Annotated in this window: 21 protein-coding genes and 1 pseudogene; 14 read left to right on the forward strand and 8 right to left on the reverse strand. The window is 72.4% G+C overall.

What is annotated here, in order from left to right; genetic code table 11:
- Nucleotides 1–4: 4 nt before the first annotated feature.
- A complete protein-coding gene (locus AB0I73_RS06120) occupies nucleotides 5–1,618 on the reverse strand; it encodes a von Willebrand factor type A domain-containing protein (protein ID WP_363034230.1) in 1,614 nt (537 codons plus the stop codon).
- A 355-nt stretch (nucleotides 1,619–1,973) separates the two neighbouring features.
- Here AB0I73_RS06120 and AB0I73_RS06125 point away from each other — a divergent pair, with 355 nt between their 5' ends.
- Entirely contained in the window at nucleotides 1,974–2,942 is a 969-nt protein-coding gene (locus AB0I73_RS06125; RefSeq protein WP_363034232.1) for an EamA family transporter, read from the forward strand.
- Nucleotides 2,943–3,036: 94 nt separating this feature from the next.
- Here the strand turns inward: AB0I73_RS06125 and AB0I73_RS06130 are convergent, their stop codons facing one another.
- Together AB0I73_RS06130 and AB0I73_RS06135 are read right to left on the reverse strand one after the other, a co-directional pair.
- On the reverse strand, nucleotides 3,037–3,327 hold the full coding sequence (locus tag AB0I73_RS06130; protein WP_279335352.1) for a helix-turn-helix transcriptional regulator: 291 nt from the start codon (nucleotides 3,325–3,327) through the stop codon (nucleotides 3,037–3,039).
- 11 nt (nucleotides 3,328–3,338) lie between these two features.
- Nucleotides 3,339–3,737: a type II toxin-antitoxin system RelE/ParE family toxin gene (locus tag AB0I73_RS06135; protein WP_363034234.1), complete on the reverse strand. Its 399-nt coding sequence runs from the start codon at nucleotides 3,735–3,737 to the stop codon at nucleotides 3,339–3,341.
- 140 nt (nucleotides 3,738–3,877) lie between these two features.
- On the opposite strand from AB0I73_RS06135, the gene AB0I73_RS06140 reads away from it, so the two are divergent.
- The 8 genes and pseudogenes from AB0I73_RS06140 to AB0I73_RS06175 all read left to right on the forward strand — a co-directional run bounded on the left by AB0I73_RS06140 (nucleotide 3,878) and on the right by AB0I73_RS06175 (nucleotide 12,725).
- Nucleotides 3,878–4,675, forward strand: a complete 798-nt coding sequence (locus AB0I73_RS06140) for a TIGR03084 family metal-binding protein (RefSeq protein ID WP_363034236.1) — start codon at nucleotides 3,878–3,880, stop codon at nucleotides 4,673–4,675.
- The gene (locus AB0I73_RS06145) at nucleotides 4,672–6,363 is read left to right on the forward strand and encodes an acyclic terpene utilization AtuA family protein (RefSeq protein ID WP_363034238.1); all 1,692 of its coding nucleotides are present in this window, start codon (nucleotides 4,672–4,674) and stop codon (nucleotides 6,361–6,363) included. The genes AB0I73_RS06140 and AB0I73_RS06145 overlap by 4 nt, the downstream gene beginning before the upstream one ends.
- Nucleotides 6,360–7,967 carry a carboxyl transferase domain-containing protein gene (locus AB0I73_RS06150; RefSeq protein ID WP_363034240.1) on the forward strand — a complete coding sequence of 536 codons (1,608 nt, stop codon included), beginning with the start codon at nucleotides 6,360–6,362 and terminating at the stop codon, nucleotides 7,965–7,967. Before AB0I73_RS06145 ends, AB0I73_RS06150 begins: the two co-directional genes overlap by 4 nt.
- 6 nt (nucleotides 7,968–7,973) lie before the next feature.
- Nucleotides 7,974–9,830, forward strand: a complete 1,857-nt coding sequence (locus tag AB0I73_RS06155) for a biotin carboxylase N-terminal domain-containing protein (protein WP_363034242.1) — start codon at nucleotides 7,974–7,976, stop codon at nucleotides 9,828–9,830.
- 55 nt (nucleotides 9,831–9,885) lie between these two features.
- Nucleotides 9,886–11,070: an acyl-CoA dehydrogenase gene (locus AB0I73_RS06160; RefSeq protein ID WP_363034244.1), complete on the forward strand. Its 1,185-nt coding sequence runs from the start codon at nucleotides 9,886–9,888 to the stop codon at nucleotides 11,068–11,070.
- Nucleotides 11,071–11,104: 34 nt separating this feature from the next.
- A pseudogene (locus AB0I73_RS06165) lies at nucleotides 11,105–11,269 on the forward strand (4-coumarate--CoA ligase family protein); the annotation flags it as partial.
- Between the two features lie 104 nt (nucleotides 11,270–11,373).
- Nucleotides 11,374–12,108 (forward strand): enoyl-CoA hydratase family protein, encoded by a 735-nt coding sequence (locus tag AB0I73_RS06170; RefSeq protein ID WP_363034246.1) that lies wholly within the window; start codon nucleotides 11,374–11,376, stop codon nucleotides 12,106–12,108.
- Complete coding sequence (locus AB0I73_RS06175) at nucleotides 12,096–12,725, forward strand: TetR/AcrR family transcriptional regulator (RefSeq protein WP_363034248.1); 630 nt, start codon at nucleotides 12,096–12,098, stop codon at nucleotides 12,723–12,725. The genes AB0I73_RS06170 and AB0I73_RS06175 overlap by 13 nt, the downstream gene beginning before the upstream one ends.
- 12 nt (nucleotides 12,726–12,737) lie before the next feature.
- Here AB0I73_RS06175 and pdxH read toward each other — a convergent pair whose 3' ends face one another.
- Entirely contained in the window at nucleotides 12,738–13,406 is a 669-nt protein-coding gene (gene pdxH / locus AB0I73_RS06180) for a pyridoxamine 5'-phosphate oxidase (RefSeq protein WP_363034250.1), read from the reverse strand.
- 332 nt (nucleotides 13,407–13,738) lie between these two features.
- Here pdxH and AB0I73_RS06185 point away from each other — a divergent pair, with 332 nt between their 5' ends.
- Complete coding sequence (locus AB0I73_RS06185) at nucleotides 13,739–14,839, forward strand: citrate synthase 2 (protein WP_363034252.1); 1,101 nt, start codon at nucleotides 13,739–13,741, stop codon at nucleotides 14,837–14,839.
- A gap of 388 nt (nucleotides 14,840–15,227) precedes the next feature.
- Here AB0I73_RS06185 and AB0I73_RS06190 read toward each other — a convergent pair whose 3' ends face one another.
- The gene (locus tag AB0I73_RS06190; protein ID WP_363034254.1) at nucleotides 15,228–16,670 is read right to left on the reverse strand and encodes an NCS2 family permease; all 1,443 of its coding nucleotides are present in this window, start codon (nucleotides 16,668–16,670) and stop codon (nucleotides 15,228–15,230) included.
- A gap of 368 nt (nucleotides 16,671–17,038) precedes the next feature.
- Between AB0I73_RS06190 and AB0I73_RS06195 the strand changes: the two genes are divergently transcribed.
- Complete coding sequence (locus AB0I73_RS06195) at nucleotides 17,039–17,716, forward strand: helix-turn-helix transcriptional regulator (protein WP_363034256.1); 678 nt, start codon at nucleotides 17,039–17,041, stop codon at nucleotides 17,714–17,716.
- Nucleotides 17,717–17,946: 230 nt separating this feature from the next.
- A complete protein-coding gene (locus AB0I73_RS06200) occupies nucleotides 17,947–19,407 on the forward strand; it encodes a PAS domain-containing protein (protein ID WP_363034258.1) in 1,461 nt (486 codons plus the stop codon).
- A gap of 10 nt (nucleotides 19,408–19,417) precedes the next feature.
- On the opposite strand, the gene AB0I73_RS06205 is transcribed toward AB0I73_RS06200, so the two are convergent.
- A complete protein-coding gene (locus AB0I73_RS06205) occupies nucleotides 19,418–20,173 on the reverse strand; it encodes an SIS domain-containing protein (protein WP_363034260.1) in 756 nt (251 codons plus the stop codon).
- Nucleotides 20,174–20,423: 250 nt separating this feature from the next.
- On the opposite strand from AB0I73_RS06205, the gene AB0I73_RS06210 reads away from it, so the two are divergent.
- The gene (locus AB0I73_RS06210) at nucleotides 20,424–21,116 is read left to right on the forward strand and encodes a metal-dependent transcriptional regulator (RefSeq protein WP_363034262.1); all 693 of its coding nucleotides are present in this window, start codon (nucleotides 20,424–20,426) and stop codon (nucleotides 21,114–21,116) included.
- 529 nt (nucleotides 21,117–21,645) lie between these two features.
- Complete coding sequence (locus AB0I73_RS06215) at nucleotides 21,646–22,521, forward strand: alpha/beta hydrolase (protein ID WP_363034264.1); 876 nt, start codon at nucleotides 21,646–21,648, stop codon at nucleotides 22,519–22,521.
- A gap of 31 nt (nucleotides 22,522–22,552) precedes the next feature.
- Here the strand turns inward: AB0I73_RS06215 and AB0I73_RS06220 are convergent, their stop codons facing one another.
- Both AB0I73_RS06220 and AB0I73_RS06225 read right to left on the reverse strand, forming a co-directional pair.
- Nucleotides 22,553–24,187, reverse strand: coding sequence for a transporter (locus AB0I73_RS06220; protein WP_363034266.1), 1,635 nt, complete (start codon nucleotides 24,185–24,187; stop codon nucleotides 22,553–22,555).
- Complete coding sequence (locus AB0I73_RS06225; protein ID WP_363034268.1) at nucleotides 24,184–24,975, reverse strand: ABC transporter ATP-binding protein; 792 nt, start codon at nucleotides 24,973–24,975, stop codon at nucleotides 24,184–24,186. Before AB0I73_RS06225 ends, AB0I73_RS06220 begins: the two co-directional genes overlap by 4 nt.
- Between the last annotated feature and the right edge of the window lie 313 nt (nucleotides 24,976–25,288).

Genomic DNA, 25,288 nt, shown 5'->3' on the forward strand with positions numbered 1-25,288 from the left:
GGGTTCAGGCGAGGCGGTTCGCGTCGCGGATGGCTTGGGTCAGTTCGCGGACGGCCTTGTCCTCGGTCCGGGAGGACAGGTCGGCGGCGCGTTCGGCGAGTTCGCCGAGACCGGGGGCGCCGGGCAGGGCGCTGTGGCGGTGGCCGGAGGAGCGCAGGGCGTCGGCGAAGTAGGCGGCGGTCGCGGTGAGCGTGAGGCCGCGGTCGGCGGTCCAGACGGAGTCGTCGAGGGCGTCGGTCTCCAGGGCGCCGGTCTCCTCGTGCGGGGCGCGGGTGTCGGGGTCGAGCCAGCGGACCGTGGCCGTGGCGAGGTGGCCGTCGGCGCCGGACCTCGTACGGACCGCGTACAGGGCGGTGACGGTGTGGCCGGGGCCGACCTCGCCGCCGTCGACGCCGTCGTCGCGGAAGTCCTCGTCGGCGACGCGGCGGTTGTCGTAGCCGACGAGGCGGAACTCGGCGACCGTCTGCGGGTCGAAGGCGACCTGGGCCTTGGCGTCGCGGGCGGTCAGCTCGATGTTGCGGGGCAGCTGTTCGCAGAAGACCTCGCGGGCCTCCTCCTCGTCGGACACGTACACCGTGTGCCCGTCGCCCCGGTCGGCGAGGCGTTCCATCAGGGCGTCGCCGTAGTCGCTGCCGACGCCCACGCCGAAGAGGGTGATGCCGTGCTCGCGACGGGACGTCGAGATGCGTTCGAGGATCGCGTCGGCGTTGGTCTCGCCGGTGTTGGCGAGCGCGTCGGAGACGAGGACGACCCGGTTGGTGGAGCCCTCGCGCAGGCCCTCGACGGCGGTCGCGTAGCCGGTCTCGACGCCCGCGCCGAGGTTGGTGGACAGAGCCGGTTCCAGGCTGTCGACGGCGTCGTGGATCCTGCCCCGGTTGCCGTCGAGGCGGGTCATCGGCAGGACGGTCTCGGCCTCGTCGCTGAAGGTGACGATCGCCACGGAGTCCTCGTCGCGCAGTCGGTCCGTCATGGTGCCGAGGGACCGCCGGGCGAGGTCGAGGCGGCCCGGTTCGGCCATGGAGCCGGAGATGTCGACGACGAAGGTGAGGGCCGCGGGCGGGCGCTCGCCGCTCGGCTCGGCGGGGCGGGTGGCGAGGCCGACGCGGACCAGGGACCATTCGTCCTCGTCGGTGCGGGCGCCGTCGACGGTGACCGTGAAGCCGTCGCCGTCGGGGCGGGCGTAGTCCTGGCGGAAGCTGTTGACGAACTCCTCGGGGCGGACCGTCGACGGGTCGGGCAGCCGGCCGTCGGCGAGGGTGCGGCGGGCGTAGCCGTAGGAGGCGGTGTCGACGTCGAGGGCGAAGGTGGACAGGTAGTCCGGCGCGGGGGCGATGTCGCGGGAGTCCTGCTCGCCCTCGCGCTCCTCGCCCTCACGCTGTTCGCCCGGGCCCTGGGGGCCGTCGGGGGCGGGGAGCGGGGCCGAGCCGTTCCCCCTGCGGTCGTACCCGCTGTCGGTCGCCGCGTTCCCGTCGCCGCCCGCGCTGCATCCGGTGAGCAGCAGGCCGCTCGCCGCCGTGAGTGCCAGCAGTGCGCCGCCCAGCCGCCGTGTCCCGTGCCGCTTCGTCGTCCCGTGTCGCTTCGCCGTTCTGCGTTGCTTCGTCGTCGCGTGCCACTTCATCGTCCGTGCCCCCTCGGTCCGTTGAACCCGACTCCTGCGACTGTGACGCCGGGGCGAGGCGGAACGTGCGGCACGGGGCGTCACAGGTGAGTTGCGAAGCGGGCACGGACGACGGCCGTCGAGACCGGTGGGTGACCTTCCGTTGACCCACGGCGTCATGCCGCCGTGTCGTCGTCCGTCCGATCGTCCGTATGACGGACCGGATTGACCCGGGCGGGACGCGGGCCCCATCGTCAGCTATGTGAAAGCCGCATGGTGCTGACTGGGTCCATTACTCTGGACCGGGCAGTTCATCCCCATGCACAATCCCCGAGGGGGGTCACCCGCTCCCCGTACCGAGCCCATGGAAGGCGCCGTGACCACCCCCAGCTCCGCCACCCCGTCCGTCCCGGCCCCGGCCGCCGTACCCGCGGCGGCTCCCGGGCATACGCCCGGCGGGGCGGGTGCTCCGCGCGGGCGGGGCTCGCTGGGACCCGTCGGGCTGGTGCTCGCCGGGGGGATCTCCGTGCAGTTCGGCGGGGCGCTCGCGGTGACCCTGATGCCGCGGGCCGGCGCGCTCGGCGTCGTGACGCTGCGGCTGCTGGTGGCCGCGGTCGTGCTGCTCCTGGTGTGCCGGCCCCGGCTGCGCGGGCACTCGCGCGCCGACTGGACCACGGTGATCGTCTTCGGGCTCGCGATGGCCGGGATGAACGGCCTCTTCTACCAGGCCGCCGCCCGCATCCCCCTCGGTACGGCGGTCACCCTGGAGGTCCTCGGCCCGCTCGCCCTGTCCGTGCTGGCCTCCCGGCGCGCGATCAACTTCCTCTGGGCCGGACTCGCCCTCGCCGGTGTCTTCCTGCTCGGCGGCGGAGGCTTCGACAGCCTCGACCCCGCGGGTGCCGCCTTCGCCCTGGGGGCCGGTGTCATGTGGGCGGCCTACATAGTCTTCAGCGCGCGTACGGGCCGCCGCTTCCCGCAGGCCGACGGACTCGCCCTCGCCATGGGCGTGGCGGCGCTGGTGTTCCTGCCGCTGGGCATCGCCGAGTCCGGCACCAAGCTCCTCGACCCGACGGTCCTCGGCCTGGGCGCGGCGATCGCGGTGCTCTCCTCCGTCCTGCCGTACACCCTGGAACTCCTCGCCCTGCGCCGCCTGCCCGCCTCCACCTTCGCCATCCTGATGAGCCTGGAACCGGCCATCGCCGCCGCCGCGGGCTTCCTCATCCTCAGCCAGGCCCTCACCCTCACCGAGGCCGCCGCCATCGCCCTGGTCATCGCGGCGAGCATGGGGGCGGTACGGACCCAGGTGGGGCGGGGGCGCGCGAAGGCGCCGGGGGACGCTTCCTGATGATCGCCGGGCGTGGCGAGGCGTGCCAGGGCTGGAGTCGCTCTCGTCCCTTGAATCAACCCGGCCCCGTCGCCGGGCTGCGGCTCGTTGCGCCCTACAGCCGTACCGAAAGGTTTCCCACGGTGGCCGTTATGGTCAGCTCGCCACCGATCGCGTGCAGGTACGCCGCCATCGTCGAGGTGTCCAGGCGAGCGGTGCCTCGCTCGATCTGGCTTACCCGGCCCTGCGTGACACCCATCGCCTTGGCGACCTGGATCTGGGTGAAGCCCTGAGCTTTGCGGAGCGTGGCCAGCTCGTGTCCGCGCTCCGCATCGACCATCTCCGCCTTAATGGCATCGATACGCTCGCGCTTCTCGGGTGTGATGTCGGCCGTCAGGTCGTCCATGGAGCCGAGGTTCATTCGCCCTGCCCTTTCTTCTTCTCCTGTTCCAGCGCCTCAAGGTATGCCGTGAACTTGCCGTCGGCCTCTTTGATCGCCCGGGGGTACCAGGCCGCCCACTGACGCCCGGCGGCCTTGTTGCCCGCAACCAGGAAGATGGCCCGCCGCTCGGGGTCGAAGACGAAAAGCATCCGAATGCTCACCGTCCCGCCGTTGCGTGGGCGTAACTCCCGCATGTTCCGGTATCGGCTCTTCTCGATCGCGCCGACCGTTGGCCGCCGCAGCGCCGGGCCCACTTCCTGAAGCCGCTCCAGAGCGGCTATCACGTGGAGGTGACTGTCCGGGTCCTCCTTGGCGAGTGTTTTGATCCAGTCCAGCACATCATCGAAGAAGCGCAGCTCATAAGGTTCGGCCACATCTGGAAATTAGCACGGACTAATATTTGCGGGCAAGTGGGCGCCGTTGTCGCCCGGCCTTGCCCGCTGCCGCCGTGATGACGGAATGGAATCCAGCAAGCATGCTTGATTGTTTTTTGGTGGCCTGTCATGCTCGCTCCATGGCCGACCCGACGCCCGTGATCGACGACCTGTGTGCGGAGAGCGACGAACTCGACCGGCTGGTGGCCGGGCTGGGTGGGAAGGAATGGGCGCTGGACACCCCCGCGCCCGGCTGGACCGTCGCCCATCAGATCGCGCACCTCGCCTGGACCGACCGCTCCTCGCTGCTCGCCGTGACCGATCAGGGCGCCTTCGCCCGCGAGGTCGAGAAGGCGCTGACCGAGCCCGGTGACTTCGTGGACAACGCCGCGCGGGAGGGGGCCGGCCTACCGCCCGCACGGCTGCTCGCGGACTGGCGCGCCGGACGCGAGGCCCTCGAGAACGCCCTGCGGGCAGCACCCGAGGGGGCGCGTTTCCCCTGGTACGGCCCACCCATGTCCGCGGCCTCCATGGCCACCGCCCGGCTCATGGAGACCTGGGCCCACGGCCTGGACGTGGCGGACGCGCTGGGTGTGGTGCGGCCGCCCACCGACCGGCTCCGGCACGTGGTGCGGCTCGGTATCCGCACCCGCGACTTCGCCTTCGGGGTGCACGGGCTGCCCGCACCGTTCGAGCAGTTCCGCGTCGAACTCACCGCCCCCTCGGGCGGGCTGTGGACGTACGGTCCCGAGGACGCCACGGACCGCGTCACCGGCCCCGCGCTCGACTTCTGCCTCCTGGTCACCCAGCGTGCCCACCGCGCCGACCTCGCCCTCACCGCCGACGGTCCCGACGCCGACCGCTGGCTGGACATCGCCCAGGCCTTCGCCGGGCCGCCCGGAGGGGGCCGGGAGCCGAAGGGGGACACCGCGCGGTGACGGCGAGGCCCCTGCGCATCGGCAACGCCTCCGGCTTCTACGGCGACCGCTTCGACGCCCTGCGCGAGATGCTCACCGGCGGTGAGCTCGACGTCCTCACCGGCGACTACCTCGCCGAGCTGACCATGCTCATCCTGGCCCGCGACCGGCTCAAGGACCCCTCCGCCGGGTACGCCCGCACCTTCCTGCGGCAACTGGAGGACTGCCTCGGCCTCGCCCACGAGCGCGGCGTCAGGATCGTCACCAACGCCGGCGGGCTCAACCCGGCCGGTCTCGCGGACGCCGTGCGGGGGCTGGCCGGGCGGCTCGGCGTCCCGGTACGGGTCGCCCACGTGGAGGGCGACGACCTCACCGCCGCCCACCCGGGTGCGCTGGCCGCGCACGCCTACCTCGGGGGCTTCGGCATCGCGACCTGTCTGCGCGAGGGCGCCGACATCGTGGTCACCGGGCGGGTCACCGACGCGGCCCTGGTCACCGGATCCGCCGCCGCCCACTTCGGCTGGGCGCCGACGGAGTACGACCGGCTCGCGGGAGCCGTCGTCGCCGGGCACGTGCTGGAGTGCGGGACCCAGGCCACCGGCGGCAACTACGCCTTCTTCGGCGAGCGGCCGCCCGGCGACTCACTGCGGCCCGGCTTCCCCCTCGCCGAGCTGCACGAGGACGGCTCCGGCGTCATCACCAAACACCCCGGCACCGGCGGCTTCGTCGACGTCGGCACCGTCACCGCGCAGCTGCTCTACGAGACGGGCGGCGCCCGGTACGCAGGGCCCGACGTCACCGCCCGGCTGGACACCGTACGGCTCACCCAGGACGGCCCCGACCGGGTACGCGTCGAAGGAACCGAAGGGGAGGCGCCGCCGCCCACGCTCAAGGTCGGGCGAAACCGGCTCGGCGGCTTCCGCAACGAGGTCGTGTTCGTCCTCACCGGGCTCGACATCGAGGCCAAGGCGGATCTCGTGCGGGAGCAGATGACCGGCGCGCTCGCCAAGGCGCCGCCCGCCGAGGTGCGGTGGGAGCTGGTGCGCACCGACCGGCCCGACGCGGACACGGAGGAGACCGCGAGCGCCCTGCTGCGACTCGTCGTGCGGGACCCCGGACAGGAGGCGGTCGGGCGTGCACTGAGCGGGGCCGCCGTCGAGCTGGCGCTGGCCAGTTACCCCGGATTCCATGTGGTGGCACCACCGGGGAAGGGCGCTCCCTATGGGGTGTTCGAGGATGTGTACGTCCCCCACAGCGGGGTCCACCATGTGGCCGTCCTCCACGACGGACGCCGGATCACTGTGGACCCGCCCTACGACACCGCCGTACTCGCGGACGTGCCGGAGCCGGAGCTGCCGGAACCCCCGGCACCCGGACCGACCCGCCGTGCCCCGCTCGGGCTCCTCGCCGGCGCCCGCAGCGGGGACAAGGGCGGGAACGCCAACGTCGGCGTCTGGGTGCGCGGCGACGACGCCTGGCGGTGGCTCGCGCACGAGCTGACCGTCGAGCGGTTCCGGGAGCTGATCCCCGAGGCCGTCCGCCTGCCCGTCACCCGGCACGTCCTGCCCCGCCTGCGCGCCCTGAACTTCGTCGTCGAGGGCATCCTCGGCGAGGGCGTCGCCGCACGGGCCCGCTTCGATCCGCAGGCCAAGGCGCTCGGCGAATGGCTGCGCTCCCGGCACCTCGACATCCCGGAGGCCCTGCTGTGACGGTCCTCGAATCCGCCCTGGACACGGCCGACCCGGAGTACCGGGCCCACCGCGAGGCCATGCTCGGCAAGCTCGCCGAACTCGACGCCGAGCACGCCAAGGCCCTCGCGGGCGGTGGCGAGAAGTACGTCGAGCGGCACCGGAGACGCGGCAAGCTGCTCGCCCGTGAGCGCATCGAACTGCTCCTCGATCCCGACACGCCGTTCCTGGAGCTGTCCCCGCTGGCGGCCTGGGGGAGCGAGGCCCCCGAATACACGGTCGGCGCCTCCCTGGTCACCGGCATCGGCGTCGTCGAGGGCGTGGAGTGCCTGGTCACCGCCAACGACCCGACCGTGCGGGGCGGTGCCAGCAACCCCTGGTCGCTGAAGAAGGCCCTGCGCGCCAACGACATCGCGCTCGCCAACCGGCTGCCCGTGATCAGCCTGGTGGAGTCCGGCGGTGCCGACCTGCCCTCCCAGAAGGAGATCTTCATTCCCGGGGGCGCCGTCTTCCGGGACCTGACCCGGCTCTCGGCGGCGGGCATCCCGACCGTCGCGGTCGTCTTCGGGAACTCCACCGCCGGTGGCGCGTACGTCCCCGGCATGTCCGACCACGTGATCATGGTCAAGGAGCGGGCGAAGGTGTTCCTCGGCGGTCCGCCGCTGGTGAAGATGGCCACCGGGGAGGAGAGCGACGACGAGTCGCTGGGCGGCGCCGAGATGCACGCGCGCGTGTCGGGCCTCGCCGACCACTTCGCCGTCGACGAGCCGGACGCCCTGCGGCAGGCCCGCCGGGTCGTGGCCCGTCTCAACCACCGCAAGGCGTACCCCGATCCGGGACCGGCGGCGCCTCCCCGGTACGACGAGGACGAGCTGCTCGGCATCGTCCCCGGCGACCTGAAGATTCCCTTCGACCCGTGCGAGGTCATCGCGCGGATCGTCGACGCCTCCGACTTCGACGAGTTCAAACCGCTGTACGGCACCAGCCTCACCACCGGCTGGGCCACCCTGCACGGCTACCCCGTCGGCATCCTCGCCAACGCCCGGGGGGTGCTGTTCAGCGAGGAGTCGCAGAAGGCCGCCCAGTTCATCCAGCTCGCCAACCAGCGCGACATCCCCCTGCTCTTCCTGCACAACACCACCGGCTACATGGTCGGCAAGGAGTACGAGCAGGGCGGGATCATCAAGCACGGCGCCATGATGATCAACGCGGTCGGCAACTCCCGCGTCCCCCACCTGTCCGTCCTCATGGGCGCCTCCTACGGCGCCGGGCACTACGGCATGTGCGGGAGGGCGTACGACCCGCGCTTCCTGTTCGCCTGGCCCAGCGCCAAGTCGGCCGTCATGGGCCCGCAGCAGCTGGCCGGCGTGCTCTCCCTCGTCGCCCGGCAGTCGGCGGCGGCGAAGGGCCGGCCCTACGACGACGAGGCGGACGCGGCGCTGCGCGCCATGGTGGAGCAGCAGATCGAGTCCGAGTCGCTGCCCCTGTTCCTGTCCGGGCGGCTGTACGACGACGGCGTCATCGACCCGCGCGACACCCGCACCGTCCTCGGCCTGTGCCTGTCGGCCGTCCACACCGCGCCCTACGAGGGCGTGCGCGGTGGCTTCGGCGTCTTCCGGATGTGAGGGGCTGTGTTCACCTCGATCAATTCCGTACTGGTGGCGAACCGGGGCGAGATCGCCTGCCGTGTCGTCCGCACCTGCCGTGAGCTCGGGATCCGGACGGTCGCCGTGCACTCGGACGCCGACGAGAACACCCTCCACGCGCGCGTGGCGGACACGGCGGTACGGCTCCCGGGTGCGGCGCCCGCCGACACCTACCTCCGCGGCGACCTGATCGTGAAGGCGGCACTCGCGGCCGGCGCGGACGCCGTGCACCCCGGGTACGGCTTCCTCTCCGAGAACGCCGGCTTCGCACGGGCCGTCCAGGACGCCGGCCTGGTGTGGATCGGACCGCCCCCGGAGGCGATCGAGGCGATGGCGTCCAAGACGCGCGCCAAGGAACTGATGGGCATCGAGCCCCTGCGCGAGGTCACCGAGGCCGACCTGCCGGTACTGGTGAAGGCCGCGGCGGGCGGCGGCGGGCGCGGTATGCGCGTCGTACGGCGCCTCGCGGACCTGGACGCCGAACTGGCCGCCGCCCGCGCGGAGGCGGCGAACGCCTTCGGCGACGGCGAGGTGTTCGTCGAGCCCTACGTGCAGGGCGGACGGCACGTCGAGGTGCAGGTCCTCGCCGACACGCACGGCACGGTGTGGACACTGGGCACCCGGGACTGCTCCCTCCAGCGCCGCCACCAGAAGGTGATCGAGGAGGCCCCGGCACCCGGGCTGCCCGCGCGGCTCACCGACGGACTGCACACCCTCGCCGTACGCGCCGCCCGCGCCGTCGGTTATGTCGGCGCCGGAACCGTCGAGTTCCTCGTCGCGGACGGCAGGGCGCACTTCCTGGAGATGAACACCCGTCTCCAGGTCGAACACCCGGTGACGGAGGCCGTGTTCGGAGTCGATCTCGTCGCCGAGCAGATCCGGGTCGCCGAGGGGCACCCGCTCGAGAAGGACCCGCCACGCGCGCACGGTCACGCCGTCGAGGCCCGCCTCTACGCCGAGGACCCCGCCCACGACTGGGCCCCGCAGACCGGCCGCCTGCACCGCCTCGCCGTCCCGGACGGCATCCGCCTGGACACCGGCTGCACGGACGGCGACGACATCGGCGTCCACTACGACCCCCTGCTCGCCAAGGTCGTCGCCCACGCCCCCACCCGCGCGGAGGCGATCCGCAAGCTGGCCTCCGCCCTGGACCGCGCGGTGATCCACGGCCCCGTCACCAACCGGGACCTGCTCGTCCGCTCCCTGCGGCACGAGGAGTTCGCCGGAGCCCGGATGGACACCGGCTTCTACGACCGCCACCTGCCCGAGCTGACCGCCCCGGCCCCCGACCCGCACGCCCCGCTCGCCGCCGCCCTCGCCGACGCCCACGGCCGCTCCCGCTTCGGCGGCTGGCGCAACCTGCCCTCGCAGCCGCAGGTCAAGCGGTACGCGGTGGCGGGCGAGGAGCACGAGGTCCGCTACCGGCACACACGCGACGGCCTCGCGGCCGACGGGGTGCGGGTCGTACACGCCGACGCGGGGCTCGTCGTTCTCGAGGTGGACGGCGTACGGCGCAGGTTCGAGGTCAGCCGTCACGGCGACCGCGTGTACGTGGGCGCCACCGCCCTCACCGCCCTGCCCCGCTTCCCCGACCCCACCGCCCGGCACGCCCCCGGCTCCCTCCTCGCCCCCATGCCGGGCACGGTCGTCCGCATCGCCGACGGCCTGACCGAGGGAGCCGTGGTGGAGGCCGGACAGCCCCTCCTCTGGCTGGAGGCGATGAAGATGCAACACGAGATCACAGCCCCGGTCACGGGCACGCTGAGCACCCTCGACGCCGAGCCCGGCAAGCAGGTGGAGGCCGGTGCCCTCCTGGCCGTGGTCGAGGGGAACACCGAGTAGGGGCGCGGGGAACCGCGCGCCCCACCACGACGAGCCCGCACCCGAAGGAGCCACCGTGACCACCCTCATCGAATCCGAAGAGCACAAGTCCCTCCGCGCAGCGGTCTCCGCCTTCGCCCGGAGCCACCCCCGCACTCCGGGCACCGACGGCAGACAGTTCTGGCAGGAGGCCGCCGAGCTCGGCTACATCGGCGTCAACCTGCCGGAGGCGTACGGCGGTGGTGGCGGCGGCATCACCGAACTCTCCCTCGTCCTGGAGGAGATGGGCGCCGCCGGCAACCCCCTGCTGATGATGATCGTCTCCCCGGCCATCTGCGGCACCGTCATCTCCCGCTTCGGCACCGAGGCCCAGAAGCGGGAGTGGCTGCCCGGCCTGGCCGACGGCAGCCGCCTGATGGCCTTCGGCATCACCGAACCCGATGCCGGGTCCAACAGCCACCGCATCACCACGACGGCACGCAAGGACGGCACCGACTGGCTCCTCACCGGCCGCAAGGTCTTCGTCTCCGGCGTCGACATCGCCGACGCCACCCTGATCGTCGGCCGCACCGAAACCGTGTCCACCGAGGGGGGCCGCACGGGAAGACTCAAGCCCTGCCTGTTCATCGTCCCCCGCGACACCGAGGGCTTCCGGCGGCGCCCCATCGACATGGAACTCAACGCCGTCGAGAAGCAGTTCGAGCTGGTCCTCGACGACGTACGGCTGCCCGCCGACGCCCTCGTGGGTGGGGGCCCCTCCCACGCTTCCGGCAGTGGGGGAGAGGACGCCGGGCTGCTCCAGCTCTTCGCCGGACTCAACCCCGAACGCGTCATGACCGCCGCCTTCGCGATCGGCATGGGCCGTCACGCGCTCTCCCGCGCCGTCGAGTACGCGCGTGAGCGCACCGTCTGGAACGCACCCATCGGCTCCCACCAGGCCGTCGCGCACCCCCTCGCGCAGGCGCACATCGGCCTCGAACTGGCCCGTCTGATGATGCAGAAGGCCGCCCACCTCTACGACGCCGGTGACGACACGGGTGCGGGCGAGGCCGCCAACATGGCCAAGTACGCGGCCGCCGAGGCCTGCGTGAAGGCCGTCGACCAGGCCGTGCACACCCTCGGCGGGAACGGCCTCACGCGCGAGTACGGGCTCGCCTCGCTGGTGACCGCCGCGCGCGTGTCCCGTATCGCCCCGGTGAGCCGGGAGATGATCCTCAACTACGTCTCCCACCAGACCCTGGGCCTTCCCAAGTCGTACTAGGCCCGCTCGGCTTCCCGGCCGTCCTGGAGGAACCGTGTTCCGCAGCGAGCAGGCAGACGTCCCACCCGTGGAACCCCCCGTCCACGACGCGGCGCTCGCGGGCGCCGCCGAGTTCGGGAGCACCCCGGCGCTCGTCGCCGGCACCGACGGCACCACCCTCACGTACGAGCAGGCGGACCGGTTCCACCGGTGCGTCGCCCCGTGCAAGCGGGTCCGGCACGTCACCTTCCTCGGCGCCGTCCCCCGCGCCGCTTCCGGAAAGATCCTGCGCCGTGAGCCCCGCACGGCGCACAAGGAGCCCTCGTGACCCTGATCGGCCGCACCCACGCGCGGGGCGTCGAAACGCTCTCCCTCGACGCCCCGGAGCGCCGCAACGCCCTGTCCGCCGCCCTCGTCGGGGAACTGGCCGGGGCGCTGACCGACGCCGGCCAGGACACCGGCGTCCGAGCGGTGGTCCTCACCCACACCGGCAACACCTTCAGCGCGGGCGCCGACCTGCGCGACCCTCCTCCCCCCGAGGCCCTGGTGGGCCTGTTGCGGCAGATCGTCGAGCTGCCCAAACCGGTCGTCGCGCGGGTCACCGGGCACGTCCGCGCGGGTGGTTTCGGCCTGCTCGCCGCCTGCGACATCGCCGTCGCCTCCCACGCGGCGACCTTCGCCTTCACCGAGGTCCGCATCGGGGTCGCCCCGGCCGTCATCTCCCTGCCGCTGCTGCCCCGCACCGACCCGCGCGCGCTGGCCCGCTACTACCTCACCGGCGAACGCCTCGACACCGCCGAAGCCACCCGCATCGGCCTGCTCACCGCCGCCGGTGACGACGTGGACGAGACGCTCGCGCCCGTCCTCGACGGCCTGCGCAGATCCGCCCCCGAAGCCCTGGCCGAGACGAAACGGCTGCTCACGGCTAGGGTGCTGGAGACCTTCGACCGGGACGCCGCCCACCTGACGGCGCTCTCGGCCCGCCTCTTCGCCTCCGCCCCCGCGCGCGAGGGGATGACGGCCTTCCTCGAACGACGGGATCCGGAATGGGTGGTGTGAGCGCGGCGGCCGACCGTGCCGAACGCGTCCCCAAGCAGGACCGCAGCCGGGCCACCCGGCAGCGCCTCCTGGAGGCCGCCGTGGCCTGTCTCGCCGAACACGGCTGGGCGGGCTCCACGGTCCTCGTCGTCGCCGAGCGCGCCGGTGTCTCCCGGGGGGCGGCCCAGCACCACTTCCCGACCCGCGAGGACCTGTTCACGGCCGCCGTCGAGTACGTCGCCGAGGAACGCTCCACCGCGCTGCGCGCCCTCTTCCCCGAGGGAGCGGCCGCCGGCGACCGCCGCGCGGTGGTCACCGCCCTGGTCGACCTTTACACCGGGCCCCTGTTCCGTGCCGCCCTCCACCTGTGGGTCGCCGCCTCCGACGAGGAACAGCTGCGCCCGCGCGTGACCGAACTGGAGGCGCGCGTCGGCCGCGAGACCCACCGCATCGCCGTCGACCTCCTGGGCGCCGACGAGACCCGCCCCGGCGTCCGCGAGACCGTCCAGGGCCTCCTCGACATGGCCCGCGGCCTGGGCCTGGCCAACCTCCTCACCGACGACGCGGCCCGCCGCGAACGGGTGGTGGGGCAGTGGGCGGCCCTCCTTGAGGGGGCGCTGGAGGGGGCGCTGGACTGAGGCGGGGAGCCCTCACGGGCTCAGCCGCTCCACCCTCCAGCCCCCGTCCGCCTGTGCCACGTACCGCAGGCGGTCGTGCAGGCGGTTCTCCCGGCCCTGCCAGAACTCCACCGCCTGCGGGGCCACCCGGAAACCGCCCCAGTGCGGCGGCACCGGCACCTGCTCGCCCTCCGGATACCGGGCCGCGAGCTCCGCGTACGCCGTGTCCAGCTCCGTACGGCTCGCGAGCACCGAGGACTGGCCGCTCGCCCACGCACCCAGCTGTGAGCCGTGCGGCCGGGTGCGGAAGTAGGCGGCCGTCTCGTCCCGGCCGGTGCGCAGCGCGACCCCGGTGACGATGACCTGCCGGGCCATCGGATGCCACGGGAACAGCAGCGAGACGTACGGGTTCCCGGCCAGCTCGCGCCCCTTGCGGGATTCGTAGTTCGTGTAGAACACGAACCCCTGCTCGTCGAAGTGCTTCAGCAGCACCGTACGGGAGCTGGGCCGGCCCAGCTCGTCCGCGGTGGAGACGACCATGGCGTTCGGTTCGAACAGCCCGCCGTCCGTCGCGGCCTGCTTGAACCAGCGCGCGAACTGCTCGACGGGAGTCGCGGCCAGGTCGGTCTCGGAAAGCCCCTCGGCCCGGTACTGCTTGCGCATCGAGGCGAGAGCGAGGGGGACGGGGTCTCGGTCGGTCACGCCGTCATCCTGCCGTATGGACGGATCCCGTGGGGGCCCGGTGTCCCACCGTCTTGTATGGCACTGAGTGCCGTGAACCCTCCCCAAAAATGGCACTCAGGGATATTGTGCTGGCACCGGCCCGGTTGGGTGACCGCCCACCGGGCATCACAGGGGTGACCGGTGGCGTCCCGGACCGCGAGTCCTCGCAGGAGGACCGTGGATCCGTCGGACGCGCACCCGCTCCCCTCGACCGGCCCGCACGAGGTCGCCCCACCCCACGACACCCCCCACGACGACACCACCCCCCCACGACAACATCATCCGTCGCCCACACCACGAGGAGCCGCCTGATGTCCGACTTCGTACCCGGGCTTGAAGGAGTCGTCGCGTTCGAGACGGAGATCGCCGAACCGGACAAGGAGGGCGGCGCTCTCCGGTACCGGGGCGTCGACATCGAGGATCTGGTCGGGCACGTCTCCTTCGGGAACGTCTGGGGCCTGCTCGTCGACGGCGCCTTCAACCCCGGCCTGCCGCCCGCCGAGCCGTTCCCGATCCCCGTCCACTCCGGTGACATCCGCGTCGACGTCCAGTCCGCGCTCGCCATGCTGGCCCCCGTCTGGGGCCTGGAACCGCTCCTCGACATCGACGCCGAGCAGGCCCGTGAGGACCTCGCCCGCGCCGCCGTCATGGCCCTCTCCTACGTCGCCCAGTCCGCGCGCGGCCAGGGCCGGCCCATGGTCCCGCAGCGTGAGATCGACAAGGCGCACTCCATCGTCGAACGCTTCATGATCCGCTGGCGCGGCGAACCCGACCCCAAGCACGTCGCCGCCGTGGACGCGTACTGGACCTCGGCCGCCGAGCACGGCATGAACGCCTCCACCTTCACGGCCCGCGTCATCGCCTCCACCGGCGCGGACGTGGCCGCGGCCCTCTCGGGCGCCGTCGGCGCCATGTCGGGACCGCTGCACGGCGGAGCCCCCTCACGGGTCCTCGGCATGATCGAGGAGATCGAGCGCACGGGCGACGCCGAGGCGTATGTGAAGCAGGCACTCGACAGGGGCGAACGCCTCATGGGCTTCGGCCACCGCGTCTACCGCGCCGAGGACCCGCGCGCCCGTGTCCTGCGCCGCACCGCGCGCGACCTGGGAGCCCCGCGCTTCGAGGTCGCCGAGGCCCTGGAGAAGGCCGCCCTGGCCGAACTGCACGCCCGCCGCCCCGACCGCGTCCTGGCCACCAACGTCGAGTTCTGGGCCGCCATCGTCCTCGACTTCGCCGAGGTCCCGGCCCACATGTTCACCTCGATGTTCACCTGCGCCCGCACCGCGGGCTGGTCGGCCCACATCCTGGAACAGAAGCGCACCGGCCGCCTGGTCCGTCCCTCCGCCCACTACATCGGCCCCGGCAGCCGGGGCCTGCACGAGATCGAGGGCTACGCGGACCTCGCCCGCTGAGTGCGGGAGTCCTGAGAACCCGGGTCCCCGAACCCCCGGGGCCCCGAAGCCCGAAAACTTCGAAAATTCCGAAAACTTCGAAAATTCCGAAAACGCAGACGACCCGCGAGTCTGGCCCTCCGGAGGAGGGGCCGGCCGGACGTACCGGCGACTCGCGGGTCGGGCGACTGCGTTGGGTTAGGCCGGTTGCGTGTATCTCGCACACGCCGGTCCGGCGCCGAACCGAGTACGGCGACGGGCCACTAGCCCGCAGCCACCTCTTCCGTCCGGTATTCATACATCTGCCGAACCACCTCCTCTCCGAAGTACCGCCAGCCTAGGAAGCGATTCCCTCCGGAGCAACCACTTTTTTCGGTGGTCCCGGGGCGCCGGTGGCGGGCCGGTGCCGTCAGACGCCGAGCAGCTGCTTCAGCGGGTCGATGGCGAAGTAGACGAGGAAGAGCCCCGCGGTGCTCCACAGCAGCCAGTGCACCTCGCGGCCCTTGCCCAGGCAGGCCTTGATGACCACGTAGGAGATGAAGCCGGCGCCGATGCCGTTGCTGATGGAGTAGGTGAACGGCATGACCACGACGGTCAGGAAGGCGGGGACGGCGAGCTCGAAGCGGTCCCAGTCGATGTGCCTGACCTGCGTCATCATCAGGAAGCCCACCGCGATCAGGGCGGGGGCCGCGGCCTGCATCGGCACGATGGTGAGCAGGGGGGTGAAGAAGAGGGCGAGGGCGAACAGGCCACCGGTGACGAGGTTGGCGAAGCCGGTCCGGGCGCCCTCACCGACGCCGGCGGCGGACTCGATGTAGGTGGTGGCGGACGAGGACGAGGCGGCACCGCCCGCGACGGCCGCCGCGCTGTCGATGAACAGGACCCGGCCCAGACCGGGGACCTGCCCGCGCTCGTCGAGCAGCCCGGCCTCGGCGGTGACGCCGACGACGGTGCCCATCGTGTCGAAGAAGTCGGACAGGATGAGCGTGAAGATCAGCAGGACGATGGTGAGCACGCCGATCTGGCCGAACGCGCCCAGCAGGTCGAACTGCCCCAGGAGCCCGAAGTCGGGCGCGGCGACGGGGTTGCCGGGCAGCTCGGGGGCGGTGAGGCCCCAGCTCTTGACGTCGGCGAACTCGTTGACGATGACGGCGAACACCGTCATCGCCAGGATGCTGATGAGGATGGCGCCCCGCACCTTGCGGGCCATGAGGACGAACGTCAGCAGCACACCCAGGCAGAACACGAGCATGGGCCAGCCGGTGAGGGTGCCGGTGCCGAGCTGGACGGGCACGGTGGTGTTCGCGGCGTCCGGGATGCGGGTCACGAACCCGGAGTCCACGAAGCCGATGAAGGCGATGAACATGCCGATGCCGACGCTGATCGCCTGCTTGAGCGGCTGCGGGATGGCGTGCATGACGGCCTCGCGCAGACCGGTCAGCACCAGGACGCAGATCAGCAGGCCCTCGAGCACGACCAGGCCCATCGCGTCTTCCCAGGCCATCAGGGGAGCGATCTGGAAGGCGACGACGGCGTTGAGACCCAGACCCGCGGCCAGGGCGAGCGGCAGGTTGCCGGCCACACCCATGATCACGGTCATCACGGCGGCCACCAGGGTGGTGGCGGTCGCCAGCTGGGCGGCGCTCAGGGTGTGGCCGAACTTGTCCTCGGTGCTGCCCAGAATGATGGGGTTCAGCACCAGGATGTAGGCCATCGTGAAGAACGTGGCGAACCCGCCGCGTATCTCCCTGGCGTAGGTCGAGCCGCGTTCGCTGATGCGGAAGAACCGGTCGAGCGGGCTGTGGGCTCTGGCGGGCGCCGGGTCGGCCGGGTCGGTCGTGAGGGTTTGCATGGGTGGGTCTCCTGGGCGAGCAGGTGCGGGGAAGCATGACGGCAACCGCCGGGTGCGTGCGGCATCGAAACGTCGAGAACGTCGAGACGTCAAAAAGCCGAAACCGCCAAGAACGTCGAAAACGTCGTAAACGCTGTAAACCTCGAGAGCTTCGAAAGCGTCGAAATCCGGACACACCTGCGGCAGACCGCCAGCGGATTCTACGAACCTGGGCGTTTTCCTCAAGCCCTTTGAGGAAAAGAGGAGTTAATTCCCTAGTCGGCCTCCCGTCGGTTCCTACAGAGTTCGCGGCGACCTTCCCGTCATAACGGGAGGCAGGCGACAGGAGGGCATGGTTTTCACGGTGGGTCACTCCATACTCTCGGTGCGTGAACTCACCGCTCCCCTTCAACGCGCGCGCCGCCCGGACCCTGCGCGGGAAGGTCGGGATGGCCCCCGGCCACGTCGCCTACGGCATGCGCGCCTCCTACGGCATGACCCACATCACCCCTGACCACATCACCGCGTGGGAGCGCGGTGTAGCCCTGCCCACCGCCACCGAACTCACCGCCCTGGCCGGCGCGCTGTGGTGCTCCCCGAGCGACCTCATGGGTGCTCCCCGCACCCTGCGGGAACACCGGATCGCCAGCGGATTCGCCGCCGAGGACGTCGCCCGCGTCACCAGCCTGAGACTTCACGACTACCTCCGCATGGAGGAGACCGGGCAATGGGCCGGCGACCGGCGGCAGTCGGCCAAACTGGGCGCCCTCCTCAAGCTCCCCCCGAGGGACTTCGTGGCCATCACCGGCGGGGAGGCGGAACTCACCCGGCTGCTCGCCGAGGCCGTCTCCACCCGCTGGCAGGCCCACATCCGCGACATCGCCCGCCTTCTCTCGATGGAACGCCGCGACCTGCAGGACCCGCTGCGCACCATGCACACCGAGTACCAGTCCCTCATGGCGGCCACCCTCAGCAGAGGTGGCGGCGCCAATGCCTCCGGCGAGCAGGGGCGGCGCTACCTCGACGACATCGTGGACCACTTCTGGTCCCATTTCCCGGAGGGATGACGCCCCCTGCCGCCCGCGCGTGAGGACGCCGAACCCGGCCGGCCGTGCCGCAGCGCCGCGACGCTGCGGCACGGCCGGCCGCGATGACGCCGGGGCCGTACGACGATTCCTCCGATGATTCCTTCGATGTTGTGGGAACCCGGTGTGCGCTGGGTCACGTTCAAGTTGAATGATTGCAAGTGAGTGAACCGATGTGCCGTACGTGCGGACGCGGCCTGCAGGGGGTCCAGGTGAGTGCTTCCCGGCGTAGTGGGGCCACCGACGAACTGGGGCCCGACGAGCCCGAGCGGGAGAGCTCGGGTGGGTCCGGACGGGAGAGCCCGGGTGGGTCCGGGCGGGAGAGTCCAGCCGGATCCGATCTGCTGGCCGCGTTGTTGGACGGTATGGACGCCGCCCTGTGCGCCCTCGACGCGGACGGGGTGGTGACGCACTGGAACCGGGAGGCGGAGCGCGTCCTCGGGTGGACCGCGGCCGAGGCGGTGGGTCGGCGGGGGTTCGCCGGATGGGCGGTGCGCGGCGCCGACGCCGCGGAGGTGGAGGCGCGGCTGATGTCGGCCATGGGCGCGCCGGGCCGGCAGGTGCACGAGTTCGCGCTGCTGACGAAGGACGGCGGCCGGGTGCTGGTGCGGACGCAGTCCGCGGCCGTGCGCGGGCCGGACGGGAAGCCGGCGGGCGTGTACTGCGCGTTCAGCGAGGTGCACGCGCAGATCGACCTGGAACGGTCGATCGCGCTGAGCGAGGCGCTGCTGGAGGACGCGAGCTGGGGCGTCGTGCTCGTCGACGCCGATCTGCGGCCCGCCGTGGTGAACCCGCACGCGGCCCGCGCGCTCGGCACGGGGCGCGGGTCCGTGCTGGGACGGCCGCTCGGGGAGCTGCTGTCGCAGGGTGTGGAGGAGCTGGAGAGCGCGCTCACCCATGTGCTGGCCGAGGGCACCCCGCCCGCGCCCGCCGACATCTGGGTGAGCGTGCGGGAGCCGGAGGGCGAGCGGCGGCGGTGCTGGCGGTGCGGATTCGTGCGGCTGTCGTCGCCGCTCGCGGAGGAGCCGGTGCCGCTCGGCGTGGGCTGGCTGTTCCAGGACGTGACCGAGTCCCGGCAGGGCGAGCAGGAGGCGTCGCTGCTGCGGTTCCGCGGGCAGCAGCTGCACCGGGCGGCGCGGGCGGCGGCCGAGTGCGAGGACCCGGCGGAGGCGATGACCGTCCACCTGGACTTCGCGCTGGCCGGATTCGCCGACCACGCGCTGATCGACCGGGTGGCCGACCGGGGGGCCGACGGGACGGCGGACGAGGGGGAGAGCGCCGGGCGGGTCCGGCTGGTGCGGATCGCGGCCACCCCTTCCGGGGCGCCGGGACCGAGCCGGCTGGCCGGGCGGGCGGGTCTGCCGGTGCGGTACCGCGAGGGGCACCCGGCGCTGCGGTGCGTGGAGCGGGCCGGCTCGGTGCGGGCCGACGCGGGGGCGGTGCCGGCGGAGGAGGCACGTGTGTGGGCGGTGTCCCGGCAGTGGCCGGCGGACGCGGCACACGCCCTGTGCACGGTGCTGCGCAGCCGCGGCCGGACGCTGGGCGCCGTGACGTTTCTGCGCGGTCCGGGCCGGAGCGCGTTCGAACGCTCCGACACGATGTACGCGGAGGACGTGGCCGCACGCATCGCCATGGCCCTGGACCTGGGGGGAGTGACCGGGCGGCCGGAGTGACGGCGGGTCCTCAGCGCCGGTAGAAGATCCGGTCGGCGTACTGGTCCAGGACGCGGTCGTTCCAGTCGTGGCCGCCGTCGACGTTGCCGGAGCGCAGGAGCGGGGGCTCGATGCCCCGCTCGGCCAGGGTGGCGGCGGCGGTGGCCGCGACCGCCTGGAGCAGGGCCGCGGTGACGACCGTGGAGGCGGGGGCGAAGGGGGCGGGGACGTCGTCCAGGGTGAGCTCCGCGTCGCCGACCGCGATCTTGGAATCCAGGACGAGGTCGCAGTGGTCCTTCAGGTACGTCCCCGACACGTGCCGGGACGTCGTCTCCGCCGCGTACGCCACCGAGGTCACGCCGATGACCCTCATGCCCAGGGCACGGGCGCTCATGGCCATCTCCACCGGGAGCGCGTTGCGCCCGGACAGGGAGACGATCACCAGGGCGTCGCCCGCACGGGCCGGTGACGCGTCGAGCACGGCGCTCGCGAGGCCGTCGACGCGTTCGAGGGCGGAACCGAGGGTGGCCGGCATCACGTCGACGCCGACGACACCCGGGACGGCGAGCAGGTTCATCAGGGCGAGTCCACCCGCGCGGTAGACGATGTCCTGCGCGGCGAGCGAGGAGTGGCCGGCGCCGAAGGCGAAGAGGCGTCCGCCGTCCGCGACCGTGTCCGCGAGCAGGGCGCCCGCGGCCGCCACGGAGTCGGCCTCCTCGTCGCGGACCCGGTGCAGCAGGCCGATCGCGGCGTCGAGGAACCGGTCGGCCGGCGTGCGGTCGCTCATGGGGGGCCATCCCTTCGGGGTGGACTGCTGCGGATCACCGTGCGGTCCGGACCAGCGCCGTGTCAACATGGCGGCAGGGGCCGGGCAGACCCCCGCGGCAGCCTGTACCACCCGGCGAATGCCCGGCGTTTCCGCGGCATGCCCCGGTTGTCGGCGCGATGGGTCAGAATTGAGTCCAGGGCCAGCGCATGCGCCGGTGAGCCGTCCAGCCTCCGGCAGAGCCAATCGCAGATCTCATCGAGGGGCACGTATGTCCGGACTGATCGACACCACGGAGATGTATCTCCGCACCATCCTCGAGCTGGAGGAGGAAGGCGTGGTCCCCATGCGCGCCCGGATCGCCGAGCGGCTCGACCAGAGCGGGCCGACGGTCAGCCAGACGGTGGCCCGGATGGAGCGTGACGGCCTGGTGTCCGTCGCCAGCGACCGGCATCTGGAGCTGACGGAGGAAGGCCGTCGGTTGGCCACCCGGGTGATGCGCAAGCACCGCCTCGCCGAGTGCCTGCTCGTCGACGTGATCGGTCTGGAGTGGGAGCAGGTGCACGCCGAGGCCTGCCGCTGGGAGCACGTGATGAGCGAGGCCGTCGAGCGCCGCGTGCTGGAGCTGCTGCGGCACCCGACCGAGTCGCCCTACGGCAACCCGATCCCGGGCCTGGAGGAGCTGGGCGAGAAGGACGGCGCCGTCCCGTTCCTGGACGAGGGCATGGTGTCCCTGGCCGATCTCGACCCGGGGCTCGAGGGCAAGACGGTCGTGGTGCGCCGCATCGGCGAGCCGATCCAGACGGACGCGCAGCTGATGTACACGCTGCGCCGCGCGGGCGTGCAGCCCGGCTCGGTGGTCAGCGTGACGGAGTCGGCGGGCGGTGTGCTGGTGGGCAGCGGCGGCGAGGCGGCCGAGCTGGAGGCGGACGTCGCCTCCCACGTGTTCGTCGCCAAGCCCTAGGGCCCGGGGCCTGGGGCCTGTCGTCACCTCGCCGCATTGAACCCCCAACTCGTCTCGCCCGGGAGGGAGTTGGGGTTTCGGTGTGATCGCGCCGAATCCGGGATCCGGTGTGCCGAAGTGCAGCGCTCGCCGGGTTCACGTGCGAGGCTGTCGCGTGGGGCATATGACGCGAGGGGCTCTTGGCCGGGCCCGGCACGATGTCGCCCGGCCGGGGAGGGGCGGAGGATGTGCCGTGAGTACGTGAGGGGCCCCGGCGCCGTGCGGCGCCGGGGCCTGTCCTCCCCTGTGCTGACCCGGAGCCCCGAGCTCCCAGGGTCATTCCCCTCGAACCGGTCTCCCCGAGCGGTTCGCCTCCCGCTGAAGATCTCCCCTCGATCACGACGATCAATCCCCGAGGGGTGTCACTCGATCGAGGGGTGTTGGCGGCGGGAACGGGGTTCTCGAAAGCACATTCGATAATCTGTGCGGGGCGACAGCAGTAGGCAGGGCAAGCAGCACGGCAGGCAGCGAGCTTGGGGGTGCCAACACGATGGCGCGACGTATCGACGTGACGGGGGCGGACGGCGTACGGCTCGCCGCCTGGGAGTTCGGTGATCCCCCCAAGACCGGCGGCGACCCGGCGGCGGAGCACGCCGGGAACACGAGCGTGCTGTTGTTGCACGGACTCATGGGGCGGGCTTCGCACTGGGCGCCCACCGCCCGCTGGCTCTCCGGGCGGTACCGGGCCGTCGCCCTCGACCAGCGTGGCCACGGCCGCAGCGACAAGCCCGCGCAGGCCTCGTTCACCCGGGACGCCTATGTCGACGACACCGAGGCCGCCCTGGAGCAGCTGGGCCTCGGCCCGACCGTCCTCATCGGCCACGCGATGGGCGCGCTGACCGCCTGGCAGCTGGCCGCCAAGCGGCCGGACCTGGTGCGCGGGGTGATCATCTGCGACATGCGGGCCTCCGCGCTCGGGGCCGCCTCGCAGCACGAGTGGGCCCAGTGGTTCAGGGCCTGGCCCCTCCCGTTCGCCACGCTCGCCGACGTGCGCAAGTGGTTCGGCGAGGACGACCCCTGGGTGGAGCGGCCGAACCCGGCCCGCGGTGAGTTCTACGCCGAGGTGATGGCCGAGTCCCCGGACGGGTGGCGGCCGGTCTTCGACCCGGACCAGATGCTCCGCTCCCGCGAGACCTGGGTGTACAACGCGCACTGGGAGGAGCTGGCCCAGGTGCGGTGCCCCACCCTGGTGGTCCGCGGCCTCGACGGCGAACTGGGGCGCGCGGAGGCCCAGGAGATGGTCCGCGTCCTGCCCCGCGGCCAGTACGCGGAGGTGGCCGACGCCGGCCACCTGGTCCACTACGACCAGCCGGAGGCCTGGCGGACGGCGATCGAGCCGTTCCTGGCCACCCTCCGCGCCGGCTGAGCCGGCCGCCCGTACCGCTTGTCCGGGGTGCTCAGCCCTTGCTGACCGCGGTGAGGATCTCCGGGAGGCGACGGGCCGTGCGCGGGGCGGCGAGACGGAGGCCGAGCAGGCCGATGGCGGCGCCGTACACCGTGCCCACCGGGAGCAGCAGCCACGTCCGGCCCTCGCCGCCCGCGCTCACGTTCAGCCAGATCGTGAGCGCGATGACCGGTGCGCACAGCACGGCCGCCGCCACCATGCCACCGAAGATCGAGATCCAGGCGAGCCCGGTCTGCCCCGGAGCGACGTTCTTGTAGCCCTCCTGCGGAATGGAGTAGGGGAAGCACGCCGACGTCCACGCACCGGTCGCGAGCATCGCGCCCAGCAGGGCGAAGGACACCCCCAGGGCCTCCGGCAGCCGGGGCCAGTCGCCGAGCATCGCGGTGGTCAGGACGGTCACGAGCGTGGCGTAGGGCAGCGTGATCAGCAGCAGGGCCAGGGCGCGGGCGCGGAGCTCGACGTAGGCGTCCCGGGTGCCGGCGATCGTCATCGCGACCATCCAGAACGCCGAGGTGTCCTGACCGAACTGGTTGTACATCATGATGCCGAGCATCCCGGCGGCGAAGCAGGCGAAGTAGACCGAGCCGGTGCCCTGCCAGGCGTTGAACACCGGCACGATCAGCCCGATGGCCAGCGAGGTCACCCATGCCGCCTTGGTCTTGGGGTCGCGCCAGACGTAGCGGAGGCTGCGCTCCATGACCGTGCCGGTGCGTCCCGCGGGCAGCAGCCGGGCCGGCCCGGTCGAGGCGCGCTCGCGCACGGCCGCCTCGCCGCTCTGCAGGGTGGAACCGTCGGGCGAGGTCATCAACAGGGTCAGCGACCGCGACCACAGCGCGAGCAGCGCCACCAGCGCCCCGACGCTCAGGGCGAACTGGACGACGGCGATCCCGTACGAGCCTTCGCCCACCGAGTGCACCGCGCCGATCGCGGACGCCGGAGGGATCCAGCGCACCACGTCCGCCACAGGTCCGAGCTGTTCGAGACCGGAGACACCGAGCCGCTGCGCACCGAAGTTGACCAGTTGCGCCCCGACCGCGATCAGGAGTCCGCTGAGCACCGCGAGGTCGCGTCCCTTGCGGCTGGTCAGCAGCCGTACGTTGGCGGTGGCGACCGCACGGGCCAGCGCCACGCACACCAGCAGCGCCAGCGGGACGGCGAGGGCACTGACGGCGAACGCCGCCCCGCCGTGCGCGACGGCGATCACCGACCCGACGAGCATGCACAGCGTGAACAGCGGTCCGATGCCGACCAGCGAGGCGATGAGCAGGGCCCGCACCAGCGGCCGGGGACGCAGGGGCAGCATCACCAGCCGGGTCGGGTCGAGCGTCTCGTCACCGCTGGGGAAGAACAGCGGCATCACCGCCCAGCCCAGTGCCAGTACCGCCACCAGCAGCACGACCAGCGACTCGGCGTGGTCGACGCGGCGCAGCACGACGAGGCCGACGAGTTGGAGCGCGGCGAACAGCAGGGCGACGACGGCCGAGGCGATGTACGCGGCCTTGCGCCCACCGGACTGCCGCAGTCCGTTGCGCAGCAGGGACAGTTTCAGCCGGACGAAGACCGGGGTGATCGCGGGGGCGGCTGCGGGGGAGGGGGCGGTCGCGGGAGCGGGGGCGGGGGCGCTCACCGGGATCCGCCGCCCAGCCAGTCGAGCTCGGAGCCGGTGTCGCGGCCGTGCGCACCGACGAGTTCCAGGAACGCCGTCTGGAGCGAGGGCGCGTCCCCGCGCACCTCGGCGAGCGGTCCGTGGGCACGGATCCGGCCCGCGGCCATCACCGCGACCCAGTCGCACAGCGACTCGACGAGTTCCATGACGTGGGAGGAGAACACGACCGTGGCACCGGACGCGGTGTACCGCTCCAGGACGCCCCGGATGATCTGCGCCGAGACCGGGTCGACCCCCTCGAACGGCTCGTCCAGGAACAGCACTTCGGGGTTGTGCAGGAGCGCGGCGGCGAGGCCGATCTTCTTGCGCATGCCGGTCGAGTAGTCGACGACCAGCTTGTGCTGGGCCCCGGCCAGGTCGAGGACGTCGAGCAGCTGGGTGGCGCGCTTGTCGACCTCGGCGCCGGGCAGGCCGCGCAACCGGCCGGAGTAGGCGAGCAGTTCACGCCCCGACAGCCGCTCGAACAGCCGCAGCCCCTCCGGCAGCACCCCGATCCGTGCCTTGACCTCGACCGGGTCGCGCCACACGTCGTGTCCCACGACCTCGACGGTGCCCTGATCGGGCCGCAGCAGCCCGGTCACCATCGACAGCGTGGTGGTCTTCCCCGCTCCGTTCGGCCCGACGAGCCCGATGAACTTGCCAGCGGGCAGCTCCAGATCGATGCCGGCCACCGCGATCTGCTGACCGAACCGCTTCCAGAGCCCCTGTACGCGTACGGCGGATGAACCCACCCCTGCTCCCTCCGTCATACGAGCACCCTAACGGGGGAGGGTGATCCGCACGGGGCCGGAGTGCACGGGCACGCACCGCCCCGACCGACCGCGCCCCACGCCGACCGGGGCACCTCCACGGACCCCGCAGCCCCGGTGCTCCGGGGGGCCCTGTGCCCTGGTGGTCCGATCGGTCCTGGTGGTCTCGGTGGCCCTGCCGGTCCTGCGGGTTCCGCTGTCCTGCCGGGTCCGGTGGCCGGTTCTGCCGGTCCTGGTGGTTCCGTCGATCGCGGAGTCCTGCCGGGCCCGGTGGGCGGAGGTTCTGCCGGTCCCGGCGGTCCTATTGGCCCTG

It is taken from the genome of Streptomyces sp. NPDC050388, assembly GCF_040655635.1.
Classification (GTDB): domain Bacteria; phylum Actinomycetota; class Actinomycetes; order Streptomycetales; family Streptomycetaceae; genus Streptomyces.

What these genes read in the sequence shown, in the direction of transcription:
- AB0I73_RS06205 (WP_363034260.1), bottom strand. Translation starts at nt 20,173, where the DNA reads ATGAGCGACCGCACGCCGGCCGACCGGTTCCTCGACGCCGCGATCGGC.
- AB0I73_RS06120 (WP_363034230.1), bottom strand. Translation starts at nt 1,618, where the DNA reads ATGAAGTGGCACGCGACGACGAAGCAACGCAGAACGGCGAAGCGACAC.
- AB0I73_RS06130 (WP_279335352.1), bottom strand. Translation starts at nt 3,327, where the DNA reads ATGGACGACCTGACGGCCGACATCACACCCGAGAAGCGCGAGCGTATC.
- AB0I73_RS06175 (WP_363034248.1), top strand. Translation starts at nt 12,096, where the DNA reads ATGGGTGGTGTGAGCGCGGCGGCCGACCGTGCCGAACGCGTCCCCAAG.
- AB0I73_RS06215 (WP_363034264.1), top strand. Translation starts at nt 21,646, where the DNA reads ATGGCGCGACGTATCGACGTGACGGGGGCGGACGGCGTACGGCTCGCC.
- AB0I73_RS06190 (WP_363034254.1), bottom strand. Translation starts at nt 16,670, where the DNA reads ATGCAAACCCTCACGACCGACCCGGCCGACCCGGCGCCCGCCAGAGCC.
- AB0I73_RS06210 (WP_363034262.1), top strand. Translation starts at nt 20,424, where the DNA reads ATGTCCGGACTGATCGACACCACGGAGATGTATCTCCGCACCATCCTC.
- AB0I73_RS06185 (WP_363034252.1), top strand. Translation starts at nt 13,739, where the DNA reads ATGTCCGACTTCGTACCCGGGCTTGAAGGAGTCGTCGCGTTCGAGACG.
- AB0I73_RS06225 (WP_363034268.1), bottom strand. Translation starts at nt 24,975, where the DNA reads ATGACGGAGGGAGCAGGGGTGGGTTCATCCGCCGTACGCGTACAGGGG.
- AB0I73_RS06140 (WP_363034236.1), top strand. Translation starts at nt 3,878, where the DNA reads ATGGCCGACCCGACGCCCGTGATCGACGACCTGTGTGCGGAGAGCGAC.